15 protein-coding genes are annotated in these 15893 nt (G+C 60.7%); 9 read left to right on the top strand and 6 right to left on the bottom strand.

What is annotated here, in order from left to right; all coding sequences use genetic code 11:
* Window positions 1-152 precede the first annotated feature (152 nt).
* Entirely contained in the window at window positions 153-1118 is a 966-nt protein-coding gene (locus HV782_RS27800) for a GlxA family transcriptional regulator (RefSeq protein ID WP_186744104.1), read from the top strand.
* A 181-nt stretch (window positions 1119-1299) separates the two neighbouring features.
* Here the strand turns inward: HV782_RS27800 and HV782_RS27795 are convergent, their stop codons facing one another.
* Entirely contained in the window at window positions 1300-3711 is a 2412-nt protein-coding gene (locus HV782_RS27795) for a penicillin acylase family protein (protein WP_186744106.1), read from the bottom strand.
* 102 nt (window positions 3712-3813) lie between these two features.
* The gene (locus HV782_RS27790) at window positions 3814-4392 is read right to left on the bottom strand and encodes a DUF6436 domain-containing protein (protein ID WP_128615554.1); all 579 of its coding nucleotides are present in this window, start codon (window positions 4390-4392) and stop codon (window positions 3814-3816) included.
* Window positions 4393-4491: 99 nt separating this feature from the next.
* Between HV782_RS27790 and bipL the strand changes: the two genes are divergently transcribed.
* Window positions 4492-5442, top strand: coding sequence for a phospholipase BipL (gene bipL / locus HV782_RS27785; RefSeq protein ID WP_186744108.1), 951 nt, complete (start codon window positions 4492-4494; stop codon window positions 5440-5442).
* A 126-nt stretch (window positions 5443-5568) separates the two neighbouring features.
* On the opposite strand, the gene HV782_RS27780 is transcribed toward bipL, so the two are convergent.
* Entirely contained in the window at window positions 5569-6321 is a 753-nt protein-coding gene (locus HV782_RS27780) for a DUF2059 domain-containing protein (protein ID WP_128615555.1), read from the bottom strand.
* Window positions 6322-6429: 108 nt separating this feature from the next.
* Between HV782_RS27780 and HV782_RS27775 the strand changes: the two genes are divergently transcribed.
* Both HV782_RS27775 and HV782_RS27770 read left to right on the top strand, forming a co-directional pair.
* The gene (locus HV782_RS27775; protein ID WP_186744111.1) at window positions 6430-7062 is read left to right on the top strand and encodes a 2OG-Fe(II) oxygenase; all 633 of its coding nucleotides are present in this window, start codon (window positions 6430-6432) and stop codon (window positions 7060-7062) included.
* Window position 7063: 1 nt separating this feature from the next.
* Window positions 7064-7549, top strand: a complete 486-nt coding sequence (locus HV782_RS27770) for a 2-thiouracil desulfurase family protein (protein WP_128615556.1) — start codon at window positions 7064-7066, stop codon at window positions 7547-7549.
* A gap of 509 nt (window positions 7550-8058) precedes the next feature.
* Here the strand turns inward: HV782_RS27770 and HV782_RS27765 are convergent.
* Entirely contained in the window at window positions 8059-8625 is a 567-nt protein-coding gene (locus HV782_RS27765) for a transporter substrate-binding domain-containing protein (protein WP_123469646.1), read from the bottom strand.
* 135 nt (window positions 8626-8760) lie between these two features.
* On the opposite strand from HV782_RS27765, the gene HV782_RS27760 reads away from it, so the two are divergent.
* Complete coding sequence (locus HV782_RS27760) at window positions 8761-9186, top strand: DUF4399 domain-containing protein (protein WP_123469644.1); 426 nt, start codon at window positions 8761-8763, stop codon at window positions 9184-9186.
* 120 nt (window positions 9187-9306) lie between these two features.
* Here HV782_RS27760 and serA read toward each other — a convergent pair whose 3' ends face one another.
* A complete protein-coding gene (gene serA / locus HV782_RS27755) occupies window positions 9307-10536 on the bottom strand; it encodes a phosphoglycerate dehydrogenase (protein WP_003229219.1) in 1230 nt (409 codons plus the stop codon).
* A 204-nt stretch (window positions 10537-10740) separates the two neighbouring features.
* On the opposite strand from serA, the gene HV782_RS27750 reads away from it, so the two are divergent.
* The 4 genes from HV782_RS27750 (at window position 10741) to HV782_RS27735 (ending at window position 15057) form a co-directional block, all read left to right on the top strand.
* Window positions 10741-12135 (top strand): D-2-hydroxyglutarate dehydrogenase, encoded by a 1395-nt coding sequence (locus tag HV782_RS27750; protein ID WP_123469642.1) that lies wholly within the window; start codon window positions 10741-10743, stop codon window positions 12133-12135.
* A 41-nt stretch (window positions 12136-12176) separates the two neighbouring features.
* The gene (locus HV782_RS27745) at window positions 12177-12842 is read left to right on the top strand and encodes a fumarylacetoacetate hydrolase family protein (protein WP_064589697.1); all 666 of its coding nucleotides are present in this window, start codon (window positions 12177-12179) and stop codon (window positions 12840-12842) included.
* 267 nt (window positions 12843-13109) lie between these two features.
* The gene (locus HV782_RS27740) at window positions 13110-14033 is read left to right on the top strand and encodes an SdiA-regulated domain-containing protein (protein WP_186744113.1); all 924 of its coding nucleotides are present in this window, start codon (window positions 13110-13112) and stop codon (window positions 14031-14033) included.
* A gap of 106 nt (window positions 14034-14139) precedes the next feature.
* Complete coding sequence (locus HV782_RS27735; protein ID WP_123469638.1) at window positions 14140-15057, top strand: SdiA-regulated domain-containing protein; 918 nt, start codon at window positions 14140-14142, stop codon at window positions 15055-15057.
* 146 nt (window positions 15058-15203) lie between these two features.
* On the opposite strand, the gene rpiA is transcribed toward HV782_RS27735, so the two are convergent.
* Window positions 15204-15878 (bottom strand): ribose-5-phosphate isomerase RpiA, encoded by a 675-nt coding sequence (gene rpiA, locus HV782_RS27730; RefSeq protein WP_007913886.1) that lies wholly within the window; start codon window positions 15876-15878, stop codon window positions 15204-15206.
* Window positions 15879-15893 lie beyond the last annotated feature (15 nt).

Here is a 15893-nt window from a genome sequence, read left to right as displayed (position 1 = left end):
CAGGTTTCCTCACTGAAACGCCGTTGTGGCGCTGATGGGGAAAGTCTGTTCCCGGCGCTGGAAGCGAACAATCGACCCATGGCTGCGATCCTTGCCAATCCACCTGCAAATCGTGCCAACTCGGATCAGAGACCCAAAGGAGCTTTGCCGCCATGACCAAAACCGTCGCCATCGTCGTGTTCGCCGGCGTGCAGTCGCTGGACGTCAGTGGCCCGATGGATGTGTTCGCCGAGGCAAATCGCTTCCTGGCGCCCGAGGATCACTATCGGCTCGAAGTGATCGGCGTCGAACGCGGCCCGATGGCCTGCTCCAACGGTTTGACCCTGAATGCCCATCGGCATTTCAGCGAAGCACTCGACGCCTACGATCTGCTGCTGGTCGCTGGCGGCCCGCAACTGCCCTTCATGGATTTCGGCGCGACGTTCGACGAGTGGCTGCGCGAGGCGTGTGCACGGGCGCAGCGCTTCGGTTCGATCTGCAACGGCGCGTTCATGCTGGCGCGCGCCGGAATGCTGGAAGGGCGCACCGTCACCACGCACTGGAACGATGCCGAGGCGTTGGCCCGGCTGTGCCCGACCACACAGGTTGAGGCGGATCGTCTGTACGTCGAGGACGGCGCGCTCTACACCTCGGCCGGGGTGACGGCGGGGATCGATCTGTCGTTGTACCTGCTGGCGCGTGATCACGGTGCTGAAGTGGCGCTGAGCGTGGCCAAGCGCTTGGTGGTGTTCACTCAGCGCTCCGGTGGCCAGTCGCAGTTCAGTCCGTTCCTGACGCCGCACGCGGAGCCGACGTCGGTGGTGGCAATGGTGCAGCTTTATGTATTGGCCAATCTGACTGGTGATCTGACGATCGCTGATCTGGCCAATGCGGCGAACATGAGCGCGCGCAATTTCTCTCGGGTGTTTGCGCGCGAAGCCAAGGTCACGCCAGCGGAGTTCGTCGAGCGGGCGCGAGTGGATGCGGCGCGGGTGATGCTGGAAAGTACGGCGGCGCCGTTGAAGACTGTGGCGTATCAGTGTGGTTTTCGCGATGCGCAACACATGCGCAGTGTGTTCAATCGCCGGCTTGGCGTGACGCCGCAGCAGTTTCGGCTGAATTTTGCGGTGGCGCTTTAACCCTCACCCCAGCCCTCTCCCGGAGGGAGAGGGGGCCGACCGCGGTGTCTGGCGTTTTACATCGACCTGAAAGACCTTATCGATTATGGATTCGGCAAAGCAGGGTCAGGACGGTGTAAGCCATGAGCATCCCCCCGCTCAGTCCCCTCTACCTCTGGGAGAGGGCCAGGGTGAGGGGCTTTTAAGGTGCTGCCCGCGCAGGCAACAGCTTCAACGTACTGCGCGTATTCGCCGTCACCTCTTCGGCATTGAAATGTGCCTGCACATACATCCCGTCGACATACGCTTCAGCCTGATCGTCATAGTGACTGTCGAACGGCACGCCGCTTTGACCGACCGGGTTGATGGTCAGGCTGTGCGCCGGGTCGGCGAAGTCCACCAGACGTCGTGTCGAGGGCCCGTACGTGACCGGCCATGGCGCCGGGCCGATTCTCGCCGACAGGTTATTCGGCACTTCATGGCTACCTGGCGCGGCGAATGGCCCGACATTGAAAATCCGCTCCAGTGGCTTCTGCTGACCCAGCGGATGACCATGGGTCAGGGTGTGCGCCATGCCCCATTTCCAGGCCTTCGTGTCGTCACCGAGGGTCTGTTTCAGGTGCGCCATGCTCGCCTGCCACGCCGCTTTGACGATGTCGGCTCGAGTCTCCTTGTTCGGCGTGTTGCGGTTGTCCCACCACGGTGAGTCGGCGTTCGCCGCCAGGCGCGGCAGGGCGGCATCGATCACGCGGGTCGACAGCAGCGTGTCGAAGAAATCATTGCCTAGCTCATCACGCATTGCCGCATCGGCCAGGTCGTAGAGGAACTGGTTGAACACCGTGGCACTGACCGAATCCAGCGGATAGTCGCCTTGCCATTGCGCCAGTTGCTCGACCAGCTTCAGTTGCGCCGGATCACTCACCACTTCACGCAGTACCGGCAGCAACGGCGCCAGCGTGCGCGGGCCGTAGGCGGTGGTGGTGCCCAGTTGCAGTTTCTGGTTGGCCTCGTTGCTCCACTTCACGCTTTTGTCGCTGAGCTGGCGGTTGAGCTGTTGGCCCCTGTCAGCCAGGTTGTAGTAACCGGGAATCTCCATGCCGGTCGGCGACAGTGGCTGGAAGTTGGCCGAGACGATGTAACCGCGCGCCGGGTTCTCCTCCTGCGGGTTGGCGCTGAACGGGTAGTAACCGTCCTTGTCCGCCTGACCGCTGCTGCCGTCGAGAATGAAGCCCGGTTTCACCCCGGCCGGCCGCTTGGGCAGCAACGCCGATGCCCACCAGGCGATATCGCCCTTGGCGTTGGCATACACCAGGTTCAGTCCGGGTGCCTGCACCTTGGCTGCGGCGGCGCGGGCCTTGGCCAGGGTGTCGGCGCGATTGAGCTGGTAGAAACCTTCGAGGATCGGGTTCGGCGTTTCGAGGAACGCCCACCACATGGCGATCGGTGTCTTGCCCGCCGCCGTGCCGAGGGCGTCGTTGACGATCGGGCCGTGGGGTGACTGACGCAAGGTCAGGGTCACCGGTGTCTGGCCCTTCACCTTGATCTGTTGTTCGCTGGTGACCATGTCGGTCCATCGGCCGTGGTACCAGACCTGATTCGGATTATCCGGATTGACCTTCTCGGCGATCAGGTCCAGATCGTCGTTCTGAAACATGGTCAGGCTCCAGCCGAAATCCAGGTTGTGCCCCAGAAATGCAAACGGCACCAGCGCCTGATGATGGCCGTACAACTCGAAGCCCGGCGCCGACAACTGTGCCTCGTACCACACCGACGGCACCGAAAAGCGGATGTGCGGGTCGCCGGCCAGCAGCGGTTTGCCGCTCTGGCTGCGGCTGCCGGCGATCACCCAGGCGTTGCTGCCTTCGAACTGAGGCAGGCCGTTGTCGAGCAAGGCCTGCTCGCTGAGGCGGGCGAGGGCGTTGAGGTCTTTCCAGTCAGCTGCCGCAAGGCCCGGGGTGGCTTTCGCGTGCCCCTTGGCCAGCACGCCTTTGGGCTGCCAGTCGAGGTCGAAGACATTCAGGTAATCGGCGCCGAGCTGGTCGCGCACGTAGGTCAGCAGCGGTTCGGTGCGAAACGCGGCAGCAAAGCTGTAGGCCATGTAACCGGCGACGCTGATGCTGTCCTCAGCCGTGAACGGCCGCTTGGGGATGCCCAGCACGTCGAACTCCACCGGCGCGGCGTGGCTGTCCTGATATTGGTTGATGCCGTCCAGATAAGCTTGCAGGGCCTTCCACGCCGGTGACTGCTTATCGAGACTGGCGACATAACTGGCGGCGCGTTCGCGGATGCGCAGGCTGCGGAACAGTTTGTCGGTGTCGAGCAGCTTCGGCCCGAGCACTTCGGCCAGCTCGCCGCGGGCGAGGCGGCGCATGGCTTCCATCTGGAACAGGCGGTCCTGGGCATGTACGTAGCCGAGGGCGCGATAGAGGTCGGTTTCGTTCTCGGCACGAATGTGCGGCACGCCGCGCTCGTCGTAACGCACGGTCACCGAACCTTGCAGGTTGCGCAACTCCACCTGGCCCTGACGTGTGGGTTGTTTGCTGTAGACGTACCAGCCGGCGCCGGCGAGCAACACTAAGATGAGCAAGGCAACAACGGTGAACACGCGTTTCATGGTGACTCCTTGTGCATGCGGGATTGCCGCCCGTCGGGCTGCAAACAATTAGCACAGACCTTCCGTGCCGTGCATCGCTGTCCTCGAAAAGTCCGGAATGCCTTACTGCGTCACCACCGGCCACGGGCAATAACAACCGACCGCCAGGGTGTGCGTGGCGTTGACCTGGCGATCTTGCGTCAGGGCATTGAGGATCGGTTCAATAAAACTGTTGCTGGAGTTGCAGGTCAGGCCTTCGCTGTAGGGGCCGAAGTACGCCAGTTTGCCGTTGCGGTCCCAGATCGCTACCGCCGGACTGGCGGGGATCTGCTCGGAGCCGGGTAAAACGGTGATGGTTTTCAGGCTGCCGAGGGTGGCGGGTAACTGGCCGTGGCTGCCGGCCTTCTGCACGGCAAAGAACTCGACGCCTTTGCTGCCGAAGTGCTCGACCATCTCGGTCAGGTGTTGCTGATTGCCGACGTTGCACGGGCAGGCCGGGTCCCAGAAATGCACCAGGCGAATCGGCCCCGGGCCGGCCAGTTCATCCGGCAGGCGCAACGGGTCGCCGGAAAACACCGCCGTGTGTTCGCTGAACGCGCGCAGATAACGCCCCTGAAACCAGTCGTACGCCGCCCACAGCACGCCGGCGCAGACCAGGGCGAGCAGGCTGGCAAACAGTGCGGTGCGGTAGGGCGGGCGCATGGTTTTCGATCCTCGAAAGGTCGGCTAGCTTGCCATGTCTGCCACTACAGATGAATATCGCAGGCCGATAAAGTCTGTTTACCGCTCTGGAATGACTGCATGCCTGACACTTTCGATCCCGATCATTTACGCGCGAGCCTCAAGCCCTTGGTCGAGTGGCAGCCGTTGTCGGACGAGGCCAAGGCCTATCAGCGCTTTTACAAAACCGACTTCCCCGAGCGTGATGTGTGGCGTGGCATGGGCCGTTTCGAGGTCGATGGCTATGAACTGGTCAGCCACTGCTGGTGGCCGGAGAAGGTCAAGGCGACGCTGTTTCTGTTGCACGGTTACTACGATCACACCGGTCTCTATCGGCATGTGATCGAGTGGGCGCTGGATCAGGATTTCGCGGTGATCGCCTGCGACTTGCCAGGGCACGGCCTGTCGAGCGGGCCACGGGCGAGCATTCGCGATTTCTCTGAGTACCAGGATATGTTGCAGGCGTTGTTCGCCGAGGCGCGTTCGATTGCGTTGCCGCAGCCGTGGCATCTGTGCGGGCAAAGCACCGGCGGGGCGATTGTGGTCGATCACGTGCTCAACCATGGCGAGGGCAGCCCGGCGCAAGGTCAGCTGATTCTGTTGGCGCCGCTGGTGCGCCCGCGCGCGTGGGGCTGGTCGCAGCTCAGTTATTACCTGCTGAGGCCTTTCGTGCGGGGCGTCACCCGGCGCTTCAGCGAAAATTCCAACGACCCGGCCTTCCTGCCGTTCCTGCAGACCGATCCGTTACAGCCCAAACGCTTGCCGACGGCGTGGGTCGGCGCACTGTCGCGCTGGATCATCCGTGTAGAACACGCGAAAAAAAGCCCGCGACGGCCACTGATCATTCAGGGGCAGGCGGACATGACCGTGGACTGGCAGCACAATCTGCAGGTGTTGAAGTGGAAGTTTGATCGACCGCAGATCTTGCTGCTGCCGGAGGCGCGGCATCACCTGGCCAATGAAACGGCGGAGATGCGCGAGGAGTATTTCGAGTTTCTGAGCAAGCGGATCAGAGGGCGTAATCTTCAGTAACCTTACTGACCTCATCGCTGGCAAGCCAGCTCCCACGGATTCTCAAGTGTCCACAAATCCTGCGTTCACTAAAGATCCCTGTGGGAGCTGGCTTGCCAGCGATGGCGGTCTGACAGGCTTTAACGATTACTGGCTGAGGCTCGACGCGCTTTGCCCTACCGCCAGCCCCGCCCGAATCGCTGCCAGCGCCGCCTGATAATAAGCCTTGCCCTCGGCGGACTCGGCAAAGGTCGCGAACTGCTCCAGTTCGTCATCCGACAGATCACGATAAACGTAGAGCAGGGTGTTGTTCATGTCGGCGCCAATCTGCTCCATCAAGCGCTGGCGCTGCCCGTTCAACATACCTTGCGCCTGGCCGCCACCGAGCAGGCCGGGGATCATCGAACTCAAGCTGTCGGCCGCCACACCGGCAATCGCCAGGCTCACTTCAGCGCCGGCTTCACGGGCCGGCAACGCCTGGGCCAGGTGGCCAATGATCAGCAGGCGATTGTCACTGGCCGGCATCTTCGGCAGGCCTTTGGCATTCTTCGCCAGTTGATCGCGGCGGGTCGCGAGCAATTCGGCGGCGACGATTTTCCTGCCCAGCGGCGATTGGAAGAAGGCCAGGGCCGGTTTCGGGTCGGCGAGGTGCTGCCGCAGCTGGGCTTCGGCGCGTTGATCCATGGCCTGGGGAGCGAAGCGCTGGTTGCTGTTGTTGACCAACGCCTGAAACACGGCGGGTGGCAGGCTGTTCTGATAGCGCTGCTGTGCGGCACTGAGGGCGTCATTGAAGTGCGCACGTTGATCTGGCCAGCCGGCGATCTTGTACAACTGATCGTGGCCGTCCGCCCAGGCGGGCAAAACGCAGAACATCAACAGTGAAAAAAGCAAACGGCGCATAGGGACTCCTGTCAGCAGCGGACTATTCTCCGTGCGGTGCCGGTACTTGTCGAGAATTCGTAGCAAGCCGCTGCGTGGCTCTGTCGGATTTCCTGCCGCCGACATACTATGCGCGCCATGCAAATATCCTCTGAACACCCACTGCTGTTACGCATCGTCGATGACCTGGCCGAACATGGCTGGTCGCAGCAGAACATATTCCTGCCCGCCGGTTTGACCCGCGAGCTGGCGGCCGAGTGCCGTAAACGTGAAGCCGAGGGTGAACTGGCGCCGGCGGCGGTCGGGCGTGGGCCGTTTTCAGAGATTCGCGAGGGGATTCGCGGCGACCACATTCAGTGGATCGATCCGGGCCAGGCCGATTCTAGCGACCGCTACCTGAATCTGATGGAGAGCCTGCGCGAGGCGCTTAACCGAGGCTTGTTTCTTGGTCTTGAGGACTTTGAATGCCATTTCGCGCTGTATCCGCCGGGTGCTTTTTATCGCAAGCACGTCGACCGCTTTCGCGACGACGACAAGCGCATGGTCTCGGTGGTGGTCTACCTCAATGACGCGTGGCTGCCGGAGGATGGCGGGCAACTGCGCATGTACCTGAGCGACGATCGCGTGCACGACGTGCAGCCAACTGGCGGTTGTCTGGTGGTGTTTCTCTCCGGCGAAGTGCCCCACGAAGTGCTGCCGGCGAACCGCGAGCGCCTGTCGCTGACCGGCTGGTTCCGCCGCCGTGGCAACGAGCCGTTCTGACATGGACAAGATTCTGGTCAGTCGCTGCCTGTTGGGCCACCGCGTGCGTTACGACGGTGGTGCGAGCGGGCCGTTTGATTTGCTCGAACAGTGGATCGCCGAAGGGCGCGTAGTGCCGCTGTGTCCGGAAGTCGCCGGTGGTTTGCCGACGCCACGGGCGGCGGCGGAGATTCCGGGCGGGCAGGGTGGTGAAGTGCTTGATGGCGTCGCGGCGGTAATCACTACCGAGGGCGAGGATGTCAGTGCGCAGTTTCTCGACGGAGCACGCCAGGCGCTGGCGTTGGTGCAGAAGCATGGCATTCGGGTGGCGGTGCTCAAGGCCAACAGTCCTTCTTGCGGCAATCTGCTGACTTACGACGGGACGTTCAGCGGAGTGAAAGTCTCAGGCGAAGGCGTAACGGCCGCGTTGCTCAAGCGCCATGGCGTGCAGGTTTTCAGTGAACTCGAACTGCCCCTGGCGGCGGTGGCTCTGGCGGCTTTGGACTGATCCGGAATCGTTGCCCTCACCCCAGCCCTCTCCCCGAGGGAGAGGGGGCCGACCGCGGGGTCTGGCGTCTTGCATCGACCTGAAAGACCTTACCTATTATGGATTCGACAAAGCCATGCCCCGTCGATTTCGGATTCGGTATAGCAATCCCAAGTCGATTATGGATTCGACAAAGCCATGATCAGTCGATTTCGGATTCGGTATTGCAATCCCAAGTCGGCGTATCTCTGAAGGTCCCCCAATCAGCCCCCTCTCCCCGAGGGAGAGGGGGCCGACCGCGGGGTCTGGCGTCTTGCATCGACCTGAAAGACCTTACCGATTATGGATTCGACAAAGCCATGCCCCGTCGATTTTGGATTCGGTATAGCAATCCCAAGTCGATTATTGATTCGACAAAGCCATGATCAGTCGATTTCGGATTCGGTATAGCAATCCCAAGTCGGCGTATCTCTGAAGCATCCCCCAATCAGTCCCCTCTCCCTCTGGGAGAGGGTTAGGGTGAGGGGCTTTTAAGGCTTAAACCACTTCTCGGTCAGCGCCGCCAGGCGCCCGTCCGCCTTGATCCGCTGCAGCGCACCCGCAAGGCTGGCCTGAAACGCCGGATTGCCCTTCTGAAACGGAATCGCCAACTCGACCGGTGCCGCCGCTTTTGGCTTCTCTTCCGTCAATGCCTGCACCAGCACCATCGGCCGTGGCTGCTCATCCTTCTTCGCCAGCAACTGCGCATCGGCCTTGCCGTAAGACTCACTGAAATCGAAACGATCCTTGAGTTCCGGTGTCAGTGCCATGTGGTTGAGCGCAACATCGTACTTGCCGCTTTCAACGCCCTGGAGCAGGTCGGCTTCGTCAGTGACGATGAATTCGGCGCGCACGTCCAGCTCGTTGGCCAGCAGTTGTCCCAGCTCGACCTCGAACCCTGTGAGTTTGTCGCCATCGTCCTTGTAATTGAAGGGCGGTGTATTAGCCTCAAGGGCTATGCGCAGCTCGCCACGGTCGTTGACGTCATCAATCAGTTCGGCGTGAGCCAGAGGGCTCAAAAGGGGTAGCAGGCAGATCAGGCCAGGCAGAAAACGCATGGTCACTCCTTTGAAATCATTATCGCGACGCTCTGATTCAGGCTCGCTTTGCTATGGTTGTCGAGTGCCTTCGACAACGAATGGTCATGAAGTTGTCATGACCACGCGGATTTTACGGAAAAACTGGAGAATAGAATGAAAACGTTTATGTCACGAGCAGCCTTGGCTGGCCTGTTGATGGGTGTTTCAGTGCTGGCCAGTGCAGCGACTCCGGCCCCCAAGGGCGCTGAAGTGTTCATCGTTTCTCCCGAGGACGGGGCCACGGTTTCCCAGGAATTCAAAGTCAAGTTCGGTACCAAGGATGTCGCGTTGGCGCCGGCCGGTGATGTCACCAAAAACACCGGGCACCACCACCTGCTGATCGACGTCGACAAGCTGCCGGCGGCAGGCGCGCCGATTCCGAATGATGCGAACCACATGCACTTCGGCAAGGCGCAGACCGAGGCCACGATCAAACTGGCACCGGGCAAGCACACCCTGCAACTGGAGCTGGGCGACAGCGGCCACATGCCGTTCGATCCGCCAATCGTCTCGAAGAAAATCACCGTTAACGTCGAATAAAAAAAAGGGAGCCCTTCGGGGCTCCCTTTTTTTACAGCTGCAAGCTTCAAGCTGAAAGCCTCAAGTCAAAGCAAAAGCGAACATCACTTGCCGCTTGTAACTTGAGGCTTGTAGCTGCTCTTAGAAGAGCACACGGCTACGGATGGTGCCGTTGACGTGTTGCAGCTTCTCTTGCGCCAGCTCCGAGTACTCGGCGTCGACGTCGATTACCACGTAACCGACTTTCTCGTTGGTCTGCAGGAACTGACCGGAGATGTTGATGCCGTTTTCGGCGAAGACCTTGTTGATCTCGCTCATCACACCCGGGATGTTCTCGTGGATGTGCAGCAGGCGGTGCTTGCCAGGGTGAGCCGGCAGGGCCACTTCCGGGAAGTTCACCGACGAAACGGACGTACCGTTGTCGCTGTACTTGACCAGTTTTTCTGCCACTTCCAGACCGATGTTGGCTTGCGCTTCGGCGGTCGAACCACCGATGTGCGGGGTCAGGATCACGTTGTCCAGGCCACGCAGCGGGCTTTCGAACTCTTCGTCGTTGGAGCGTGGCTCCACCGGGAATACGTCGATGGCTGCGCCGATCAGGTGCTTGTCCTTGATCGCGTCCGCCAGGGCGTCCAGCTCGACCACGGTGCCGCGCGCGGCGTTGATCAGGATGCCGCCCTTCTTGATGGCGCGGATTTCCTTCTCGCCGATCATCCACTGGGTCGCAGCGGTTTCCGGCACGTGCAGGGTGACGATATCGGACATGCCCAGCAGCTCGTGCAGGTTGCCGACCTGAGTGGCGTTGCCCAGCGGCAGCTTGGTCACGGTGTCATAGAAGAACACCTGCATGCCCAAGCCTTCCGCCAGAACCGACAGCTGCGTACCGATCGAGCCGTAGCCGACGATGCCCAGTTTCTTGCCACGGATCTCGAAGGAGTTGGCTGCGGACTTGATCCAGCCGCCACGGTGGCAGGAAGCGTTCTTCTCCGGGATGCCGCGCAGCAGCAGGATCGCTTCGGCCAGTACCAGCTCGGCAACGGAGCGGGTGTTGGAGTACGGCGCGTTGAACACGGCGATACCGCGCTCGCGGGCAGCACTCAGGTCAACCTGGTTGGTGCCGATGCAGAAACAGCCGACTGCCACCAGCTTCTTCGCGTGATCGAAGATCTCTTCGGTCAGTTGGGTGCGCGAACGAATGCCGATGAAGTGAGCGTCAGCGATCTTTTCCTTGAGCTCGGCTTCCGGCAAGGAGCCTGTCAGGTATTCGATGCTGGTGTAGCCCGCCGCCTTGAGGACGTCGACAGCCGATTGGTGGACGCCTTCGAGAAGAAGGAACTTGATCTTGCTCTTATCGAGAGAAGTCTTGCTCATCTGCGTAAACCTGTATCCCGGAGAAAAATGGCAGGAAATGGTCAACAGACATTGACCTGGACGACAAGAAAGCCGTCACCGCAGAACTGGCCTTGGGCACTGGCCTGCGGGGTCGGTATGCTAGCATAGCCACCCCGCGAAACACTCATTCCTGCGACGTGAAGCGTCTTCAGGATGACCATGAATTGTTCGAGAGTTCTGTCGATGACCAATCCTGCCCTGATTGATGAACTGAAGACCCTGGTCGAGCCTGGCAAGGTCCTGACCGATGCCGACTCCCTGAACACGTACGGCAAGGACTGGACCAAGCACTTCGCCCCGGCGCCAAGTGCCATCGTGTTTCCCAAGACTATCGAGCAGGTGCAGGCCATCGTCCGTTGGGCCAACACCCACAAGGTGGCGCTGGTGCCATCCGGCGGGCGCACCGGGCTTTCTGCCGCCGCCGTGGCCGCCAATGGCGAAGTGGTGGTGTCGTTCGACTACATGAACCAGATTCTCGACGTGAACCTCACCGACCGCACCGCCGTGTGTCAGCCGGGCGTGGTCACCGAGCACTTGCAGAACGTCGCCGAAGAAAACGGCCTGTACTACCCGGTGGACTTCGCTTCGGCCGGTTCCAGCCAGATTGGCGGTAATATCGGCACCAATGCCGGCGGGATCAAGGTGATTCGCTACGGCATGACCCGCAACTGGGTCGCCGGCATGAAGGTGGTGACCGGCAAGGGCGATGTGCTGGAGCTGAACAAAGACCTGATCAAGAACGCCACCGGTTATGACCTGCGCCAATTGTTCATCGGCGCCGAAGGCACTCTTGGTTTCGTGGTGGAAGCGACCATGCGTCTGGATCGCGCGCCGAAAAACCTCACCGCGATGGTCCTTGGCACTGCCGATTTCGATTCGATCATGCCGGTGCTGCACGCTTTCCAGGGCAAACTCGACCTGACCGCGTTCGAATTCTTCTCCGACAAGGCTCTGGCCAAAGTGCTGGGCCGTGGCGATGTGCCGGCGCCCTTCGAAACCGACTGCCCGTTCTACGCGCTGCTGGAATTTGAAGCGACTACTGAAGAAGTGGCCAACAGCGCGCTGGAAACCTTCGAGCACTGCGTCGAGCAGGGCTGGGTGCTGGACGGCGTGATGAGCCAGAGCGAAACCCAGCTGCAGAACCTGTGGAAGCTGCGCGAATACATCTCCGAAACCATCTCGCACTGGACGCCGTACAAGAACGACATCTCGGTCACCGTGTCGAAAGTGCCGGCATTCCTGCAGGAAATCGACGCGATCGTCGGCGAACACTATCCAGACTTCGAAATCGTCTGGTTCGGCCACATCGGCGACGGCAACTTGCACCTGAACATCCTCAAGCCGGATAACCTGAGCAAGGACGAGTTTTTCGCCAAGTGCGCAACCGTCAACAAGTGGGTGTTCGAAACCGTCGAGAAGTACAACGGCTCGATCTCCGCCGAACACGGTGTCGGCATGACCAAGCGCGATTACTTGACCTACAGCCGCTCCCCGGTCGAGATCGAGTACATGAAAGCGGTCAAGGCGGTGTTCGACCCGAACGGCATCATGAACCCGGGCAAGATCTTCGCGGTTTGATGGGCAATCTTTGATGAATCAATGAAGGCAGGAGTCGGTAAATGAGCTATCAGCACCAGTATGTCGACGGCACGCGCATTCACTTCCCGATCGGGAAAGTCGTGTGCATTGGCCGTAATTACGCCGAACACGCCAAGGAACTGGACAACCCGGTCCCGACCGAACCGTTGCTGTTCATCAAGCCGGGCAGTTGTGTGGTGCCGCTGGAAGGCGGGTTCAGCATTCCGACCGAGCGCGGTTCGGTGCACTACGAAGCGGAAATCGCTGTGCTGATCGGCAAGCCGCTGTCGACCAAGCCGAGCCGCGAAGAGGTGCTCGACGCGATCTCCGGTTTCGCCCCGGCGCTGGACCTGACCCTGCGCGACAAGCAGGCCGAGCTCAAGTCCAAGGGCCTGCCGTGGGAAATCGCCAAGTCGTTCGACGGCGCAGCGGTGATCGCCCCGTTCGTGGTCGGCAGCACCTTCGCTGACCTGACCGACATCGGCATACGCCTGACCATCAACGGTGAAGTGCGCCAGGACGGCAACAGCAGCGCGATGCTCAACCCGATCGTGCCGATGATTCAGCACATGGCCGGCTGCTTCTCGCTACAGGCCGGCGACGTGATTCTCACCGGCACCCCGGTGGGCGTCGGTCCGCTGAATGTCGGCGACGACATCGTGCTCGAACTGGTCGGCGCGAGCCGCTTCACCAGCAGCGTACGCTAACCGCAACACTGCAAATCCCCTGTGGGAGCGAGCTTGCTCGCGAAGACGGAGTGTCAGGCAACGATGATGTCGACTGACCTGGCGCCTTCGCGAGCAAGCTCGCTCCCACATTGTTTTGTGGGGCCCTGCAGATCGCTGGCAACACACGACAATCCCGCCGTTTACCGTTTTTTTCACATCCTGTCCGGATAATTCCTCTCATTCTGGCGTCTGAGCCGGCCTCTTTGTGCTATTACCCATAGCCTGAATATTCGGAATGCGTCCCTGATGTCTGCTCAAACTCAGCTCGATTCTCCTCGTCGTTCACGTTTTGCCCTGCGTTGGTATGTCTGGCTGTTGCTGGTGCTTGCCGCCGCTTATGGTCTGGCGTTTGCCATGCATTGGGATGACCGTGGCCTGCTCTGGGTGCGCGAGCGTTTCGAGAGCCAGGCCGAGCAGAAAGCCAGCGTCTGGTTGCCGGACTATCGGGTGGTCATCGACGGCAAACTGCTGCCGGGCATGGAAAAGGACGAGGCCTCGGACCTCGCCTACAATCCACAGACCAAGACCCTGTTTTCGGTGATGGGCAAAAATCCGTTCCTGGTCGAACTCACCCTGCACGGCGATGTGCTGCGCAAAATGCCGCTGGTGGGCTGGAGCAATCCGGAAGGCCTGACGGTCATGGAGAACGGCCTGATGGCCATTGTCGATGAGCGTCAGCACATGCTCTCGATCGTCAAGGTCGATGCCGACACTCGCGAATTGAACATCGCCGACTTCCCCAAGTACGATCTCGGCCCGTCGAAAGATCAGAACAAAGCCTTCGAAGCGATTACCTGGGACCCGCACAACCAGCAACTGCTGTTGGGCGAAGAGCGTCCGCCGGCGCTGTTCACCTGGAAAAGCGACGGCAGCCAGACCCTCAAGGGTGACAAGCAGAAGCTTGCCAATGATGAGCTGGATATCCGCAACCTCTCGGCCCTGGCGATTGACCCGCGCACCCAGCACACTCTGGTGCTGTCTGCCGATTCGCACCTGTTGCTGGAGCTGGACGAGAAAGGCGGACAGGTCAGCTTCATGACCCTGCTGGGCGGCTTCAACGGTCTGAAAAACACCATTCCCCGTGCCGAAGGCGTGACCATGGACGAGGCCGGTACGCTGTACATGGTCAGTGAACCCAACCTGTTTTACCGCTTCGAAAAACACAAATAGCCCCTGCTTCCGGGGTTGTCTTGTGGTTTAAGGCAAGTGGCCATTAAGCTTCAATTCAGACGGGCGTGATATTTCATCCGCCTGTTTTGAATCCGAGCCCGCCCGAATGCGTCGACTTGCCCGCCCCAAGCCCCTGTTCGTCACCCTGTCGGTGATTGCCCTGATCGCGTTGATTGCGATCGGCCAATACCTGCGCCTGTTCGAGCGCGCCTGGTTCAATCTGCACACGCTGTGGCAACCGCAGAGTAGCGAGTCGATTGGGCTGGATCAGTATCGGGTCGAGATTGAAGCGCGGGTGATTGACGGGCTGGACGACGATGTTTCGGCGCTCACCTTCGATCCGGTGCGCAAAAGCCTGTTCACCGTAACCAACAAGAATTCCGAACTGGTCGAACTGTCGCTCGAAGGCAAGATCCTGCGGCGCATTGCCCTGATTGGTTTTGGCGATCCCGAAGCCGTCGAGTACATCAGCGCCGACACCTACGTGATCACGGATGAGCGTCAGCAGCGGCTGATCAAGATTCACTTGGAGGCAGACACCACATTCCTCGACGCGGCGGACGCCGAGCAGATGACCCTAGGCGTGCATATGGCCAGCAACAAAGGTTTTGAAGGCCTGGCGTATGACTCGGTAGGCAAGCGCTTGTTTGTTGCGAAGGAACGCAACCCGATGCTGATCTACGAAGTGCACGGTTTTCCGCACTTCAATCCGGAGAAGTCCTACGCGGTGCACGTGATCAACGATCCCAAGCGCGATGCCGGGATGTTTGTGCGCGATCTGTCGAGCCTGCAATACGACGAGCGCAGCGGGCATTTGCTGGCGCTGTCGGATGAGTCACGGTTGATTCTGGAGCTGGATGTCGGCGGGCGGCCGTTGAGCACGATGTCGATCAGTGGCGGGCGCCAGGGTTTGAAGAAAACCGTGCCGCAGGCGGAGGGGATTGCGATGGATGATGACGGCACGTTGTATCTGGTGAGTGAGCCGAATCTGTTTTACGTCTTCAAAAAACCAACACTGAACTAATCAACACCACAAAACACTGTGGGAGCGAGCTTGCTCGCGAATGCGGTGGATCAGCCAACATCTTCATTGGCTGACCCGGCGCCTTCGCGAGCAAGCTCGCTCCCACAGGTTCATTTGTCTGCCCATAAATTTCGGGCAGTCTGGGCTTACTCAGCCTTGAGGGTTTTCACGCCTTCGCTGGTGCCCAGCAACAACAGGTCCGCCGGACGCGCCGCGAACAGGCCGTTGGTGACCACGCCGACGATCGCATTGATCTGCGCTTCCAGCTCCACCGGGTTGGTGATCTGCAGGTTGAACACGTCGAGAATGATGTTGCCGTTGTCGGTCAGCACGCCTTCGCGGTACACCGGGTCGCCGCCCAGTTTCACCAGTTGGCGGGCAACGTGGCTGCGGGCCATCGGGATCACTTCGACCGGCAGCGGGAATTCACCCAGCACCGGCACCAGTTTGCTGGCGTCGGCGATGCAGATGAAGGTCTTGGCCACGGCGGCGACGATCTTCTCGCGGGTCAGGGCTGCGCCGCCGCCCTTGATCAGGTTCAGGTGCGCGTCGCTTTCATCGGCGCCGTCGACGTAGAACTCCAGGTCGCTGACGGTGTTCAGCTCATACACTGGAATACCGTGGCCCTTGAGGCGCGCAGCGGTGGCTTCGGAGCTGGCGACCGCGCCATCGAACGCGCCCTTGTGCTGGGCCAGGGCGTCGATGAAGCAGTTGGCGGTGGAGCCGGTGCCGACCCCGACGATGCTCTTGTCGTCGAGTTTCGGAAGGATGAAGTCGACGGCGGCCTGCGCCACTGCCTGTTTGAGTTGATCCTGGGTCATGCGGGCTCCGGAAGC

It is taken from the genome of Pseudomonas monsensis (genome assembly GCF_014268495.2).
Taxonomy (GTDB): Bacteria; Pseudomonadota; Gammaproteobacteria; order Pseudomonadales; family Pseudomonadaceae; genus Aquipseudomonas; species Aquipseudomonas monsensis.
Note: the sequence above shows the minus strand (reverse complement) of the source record. Positions and strands in the feature narration are given on the sequence as shown.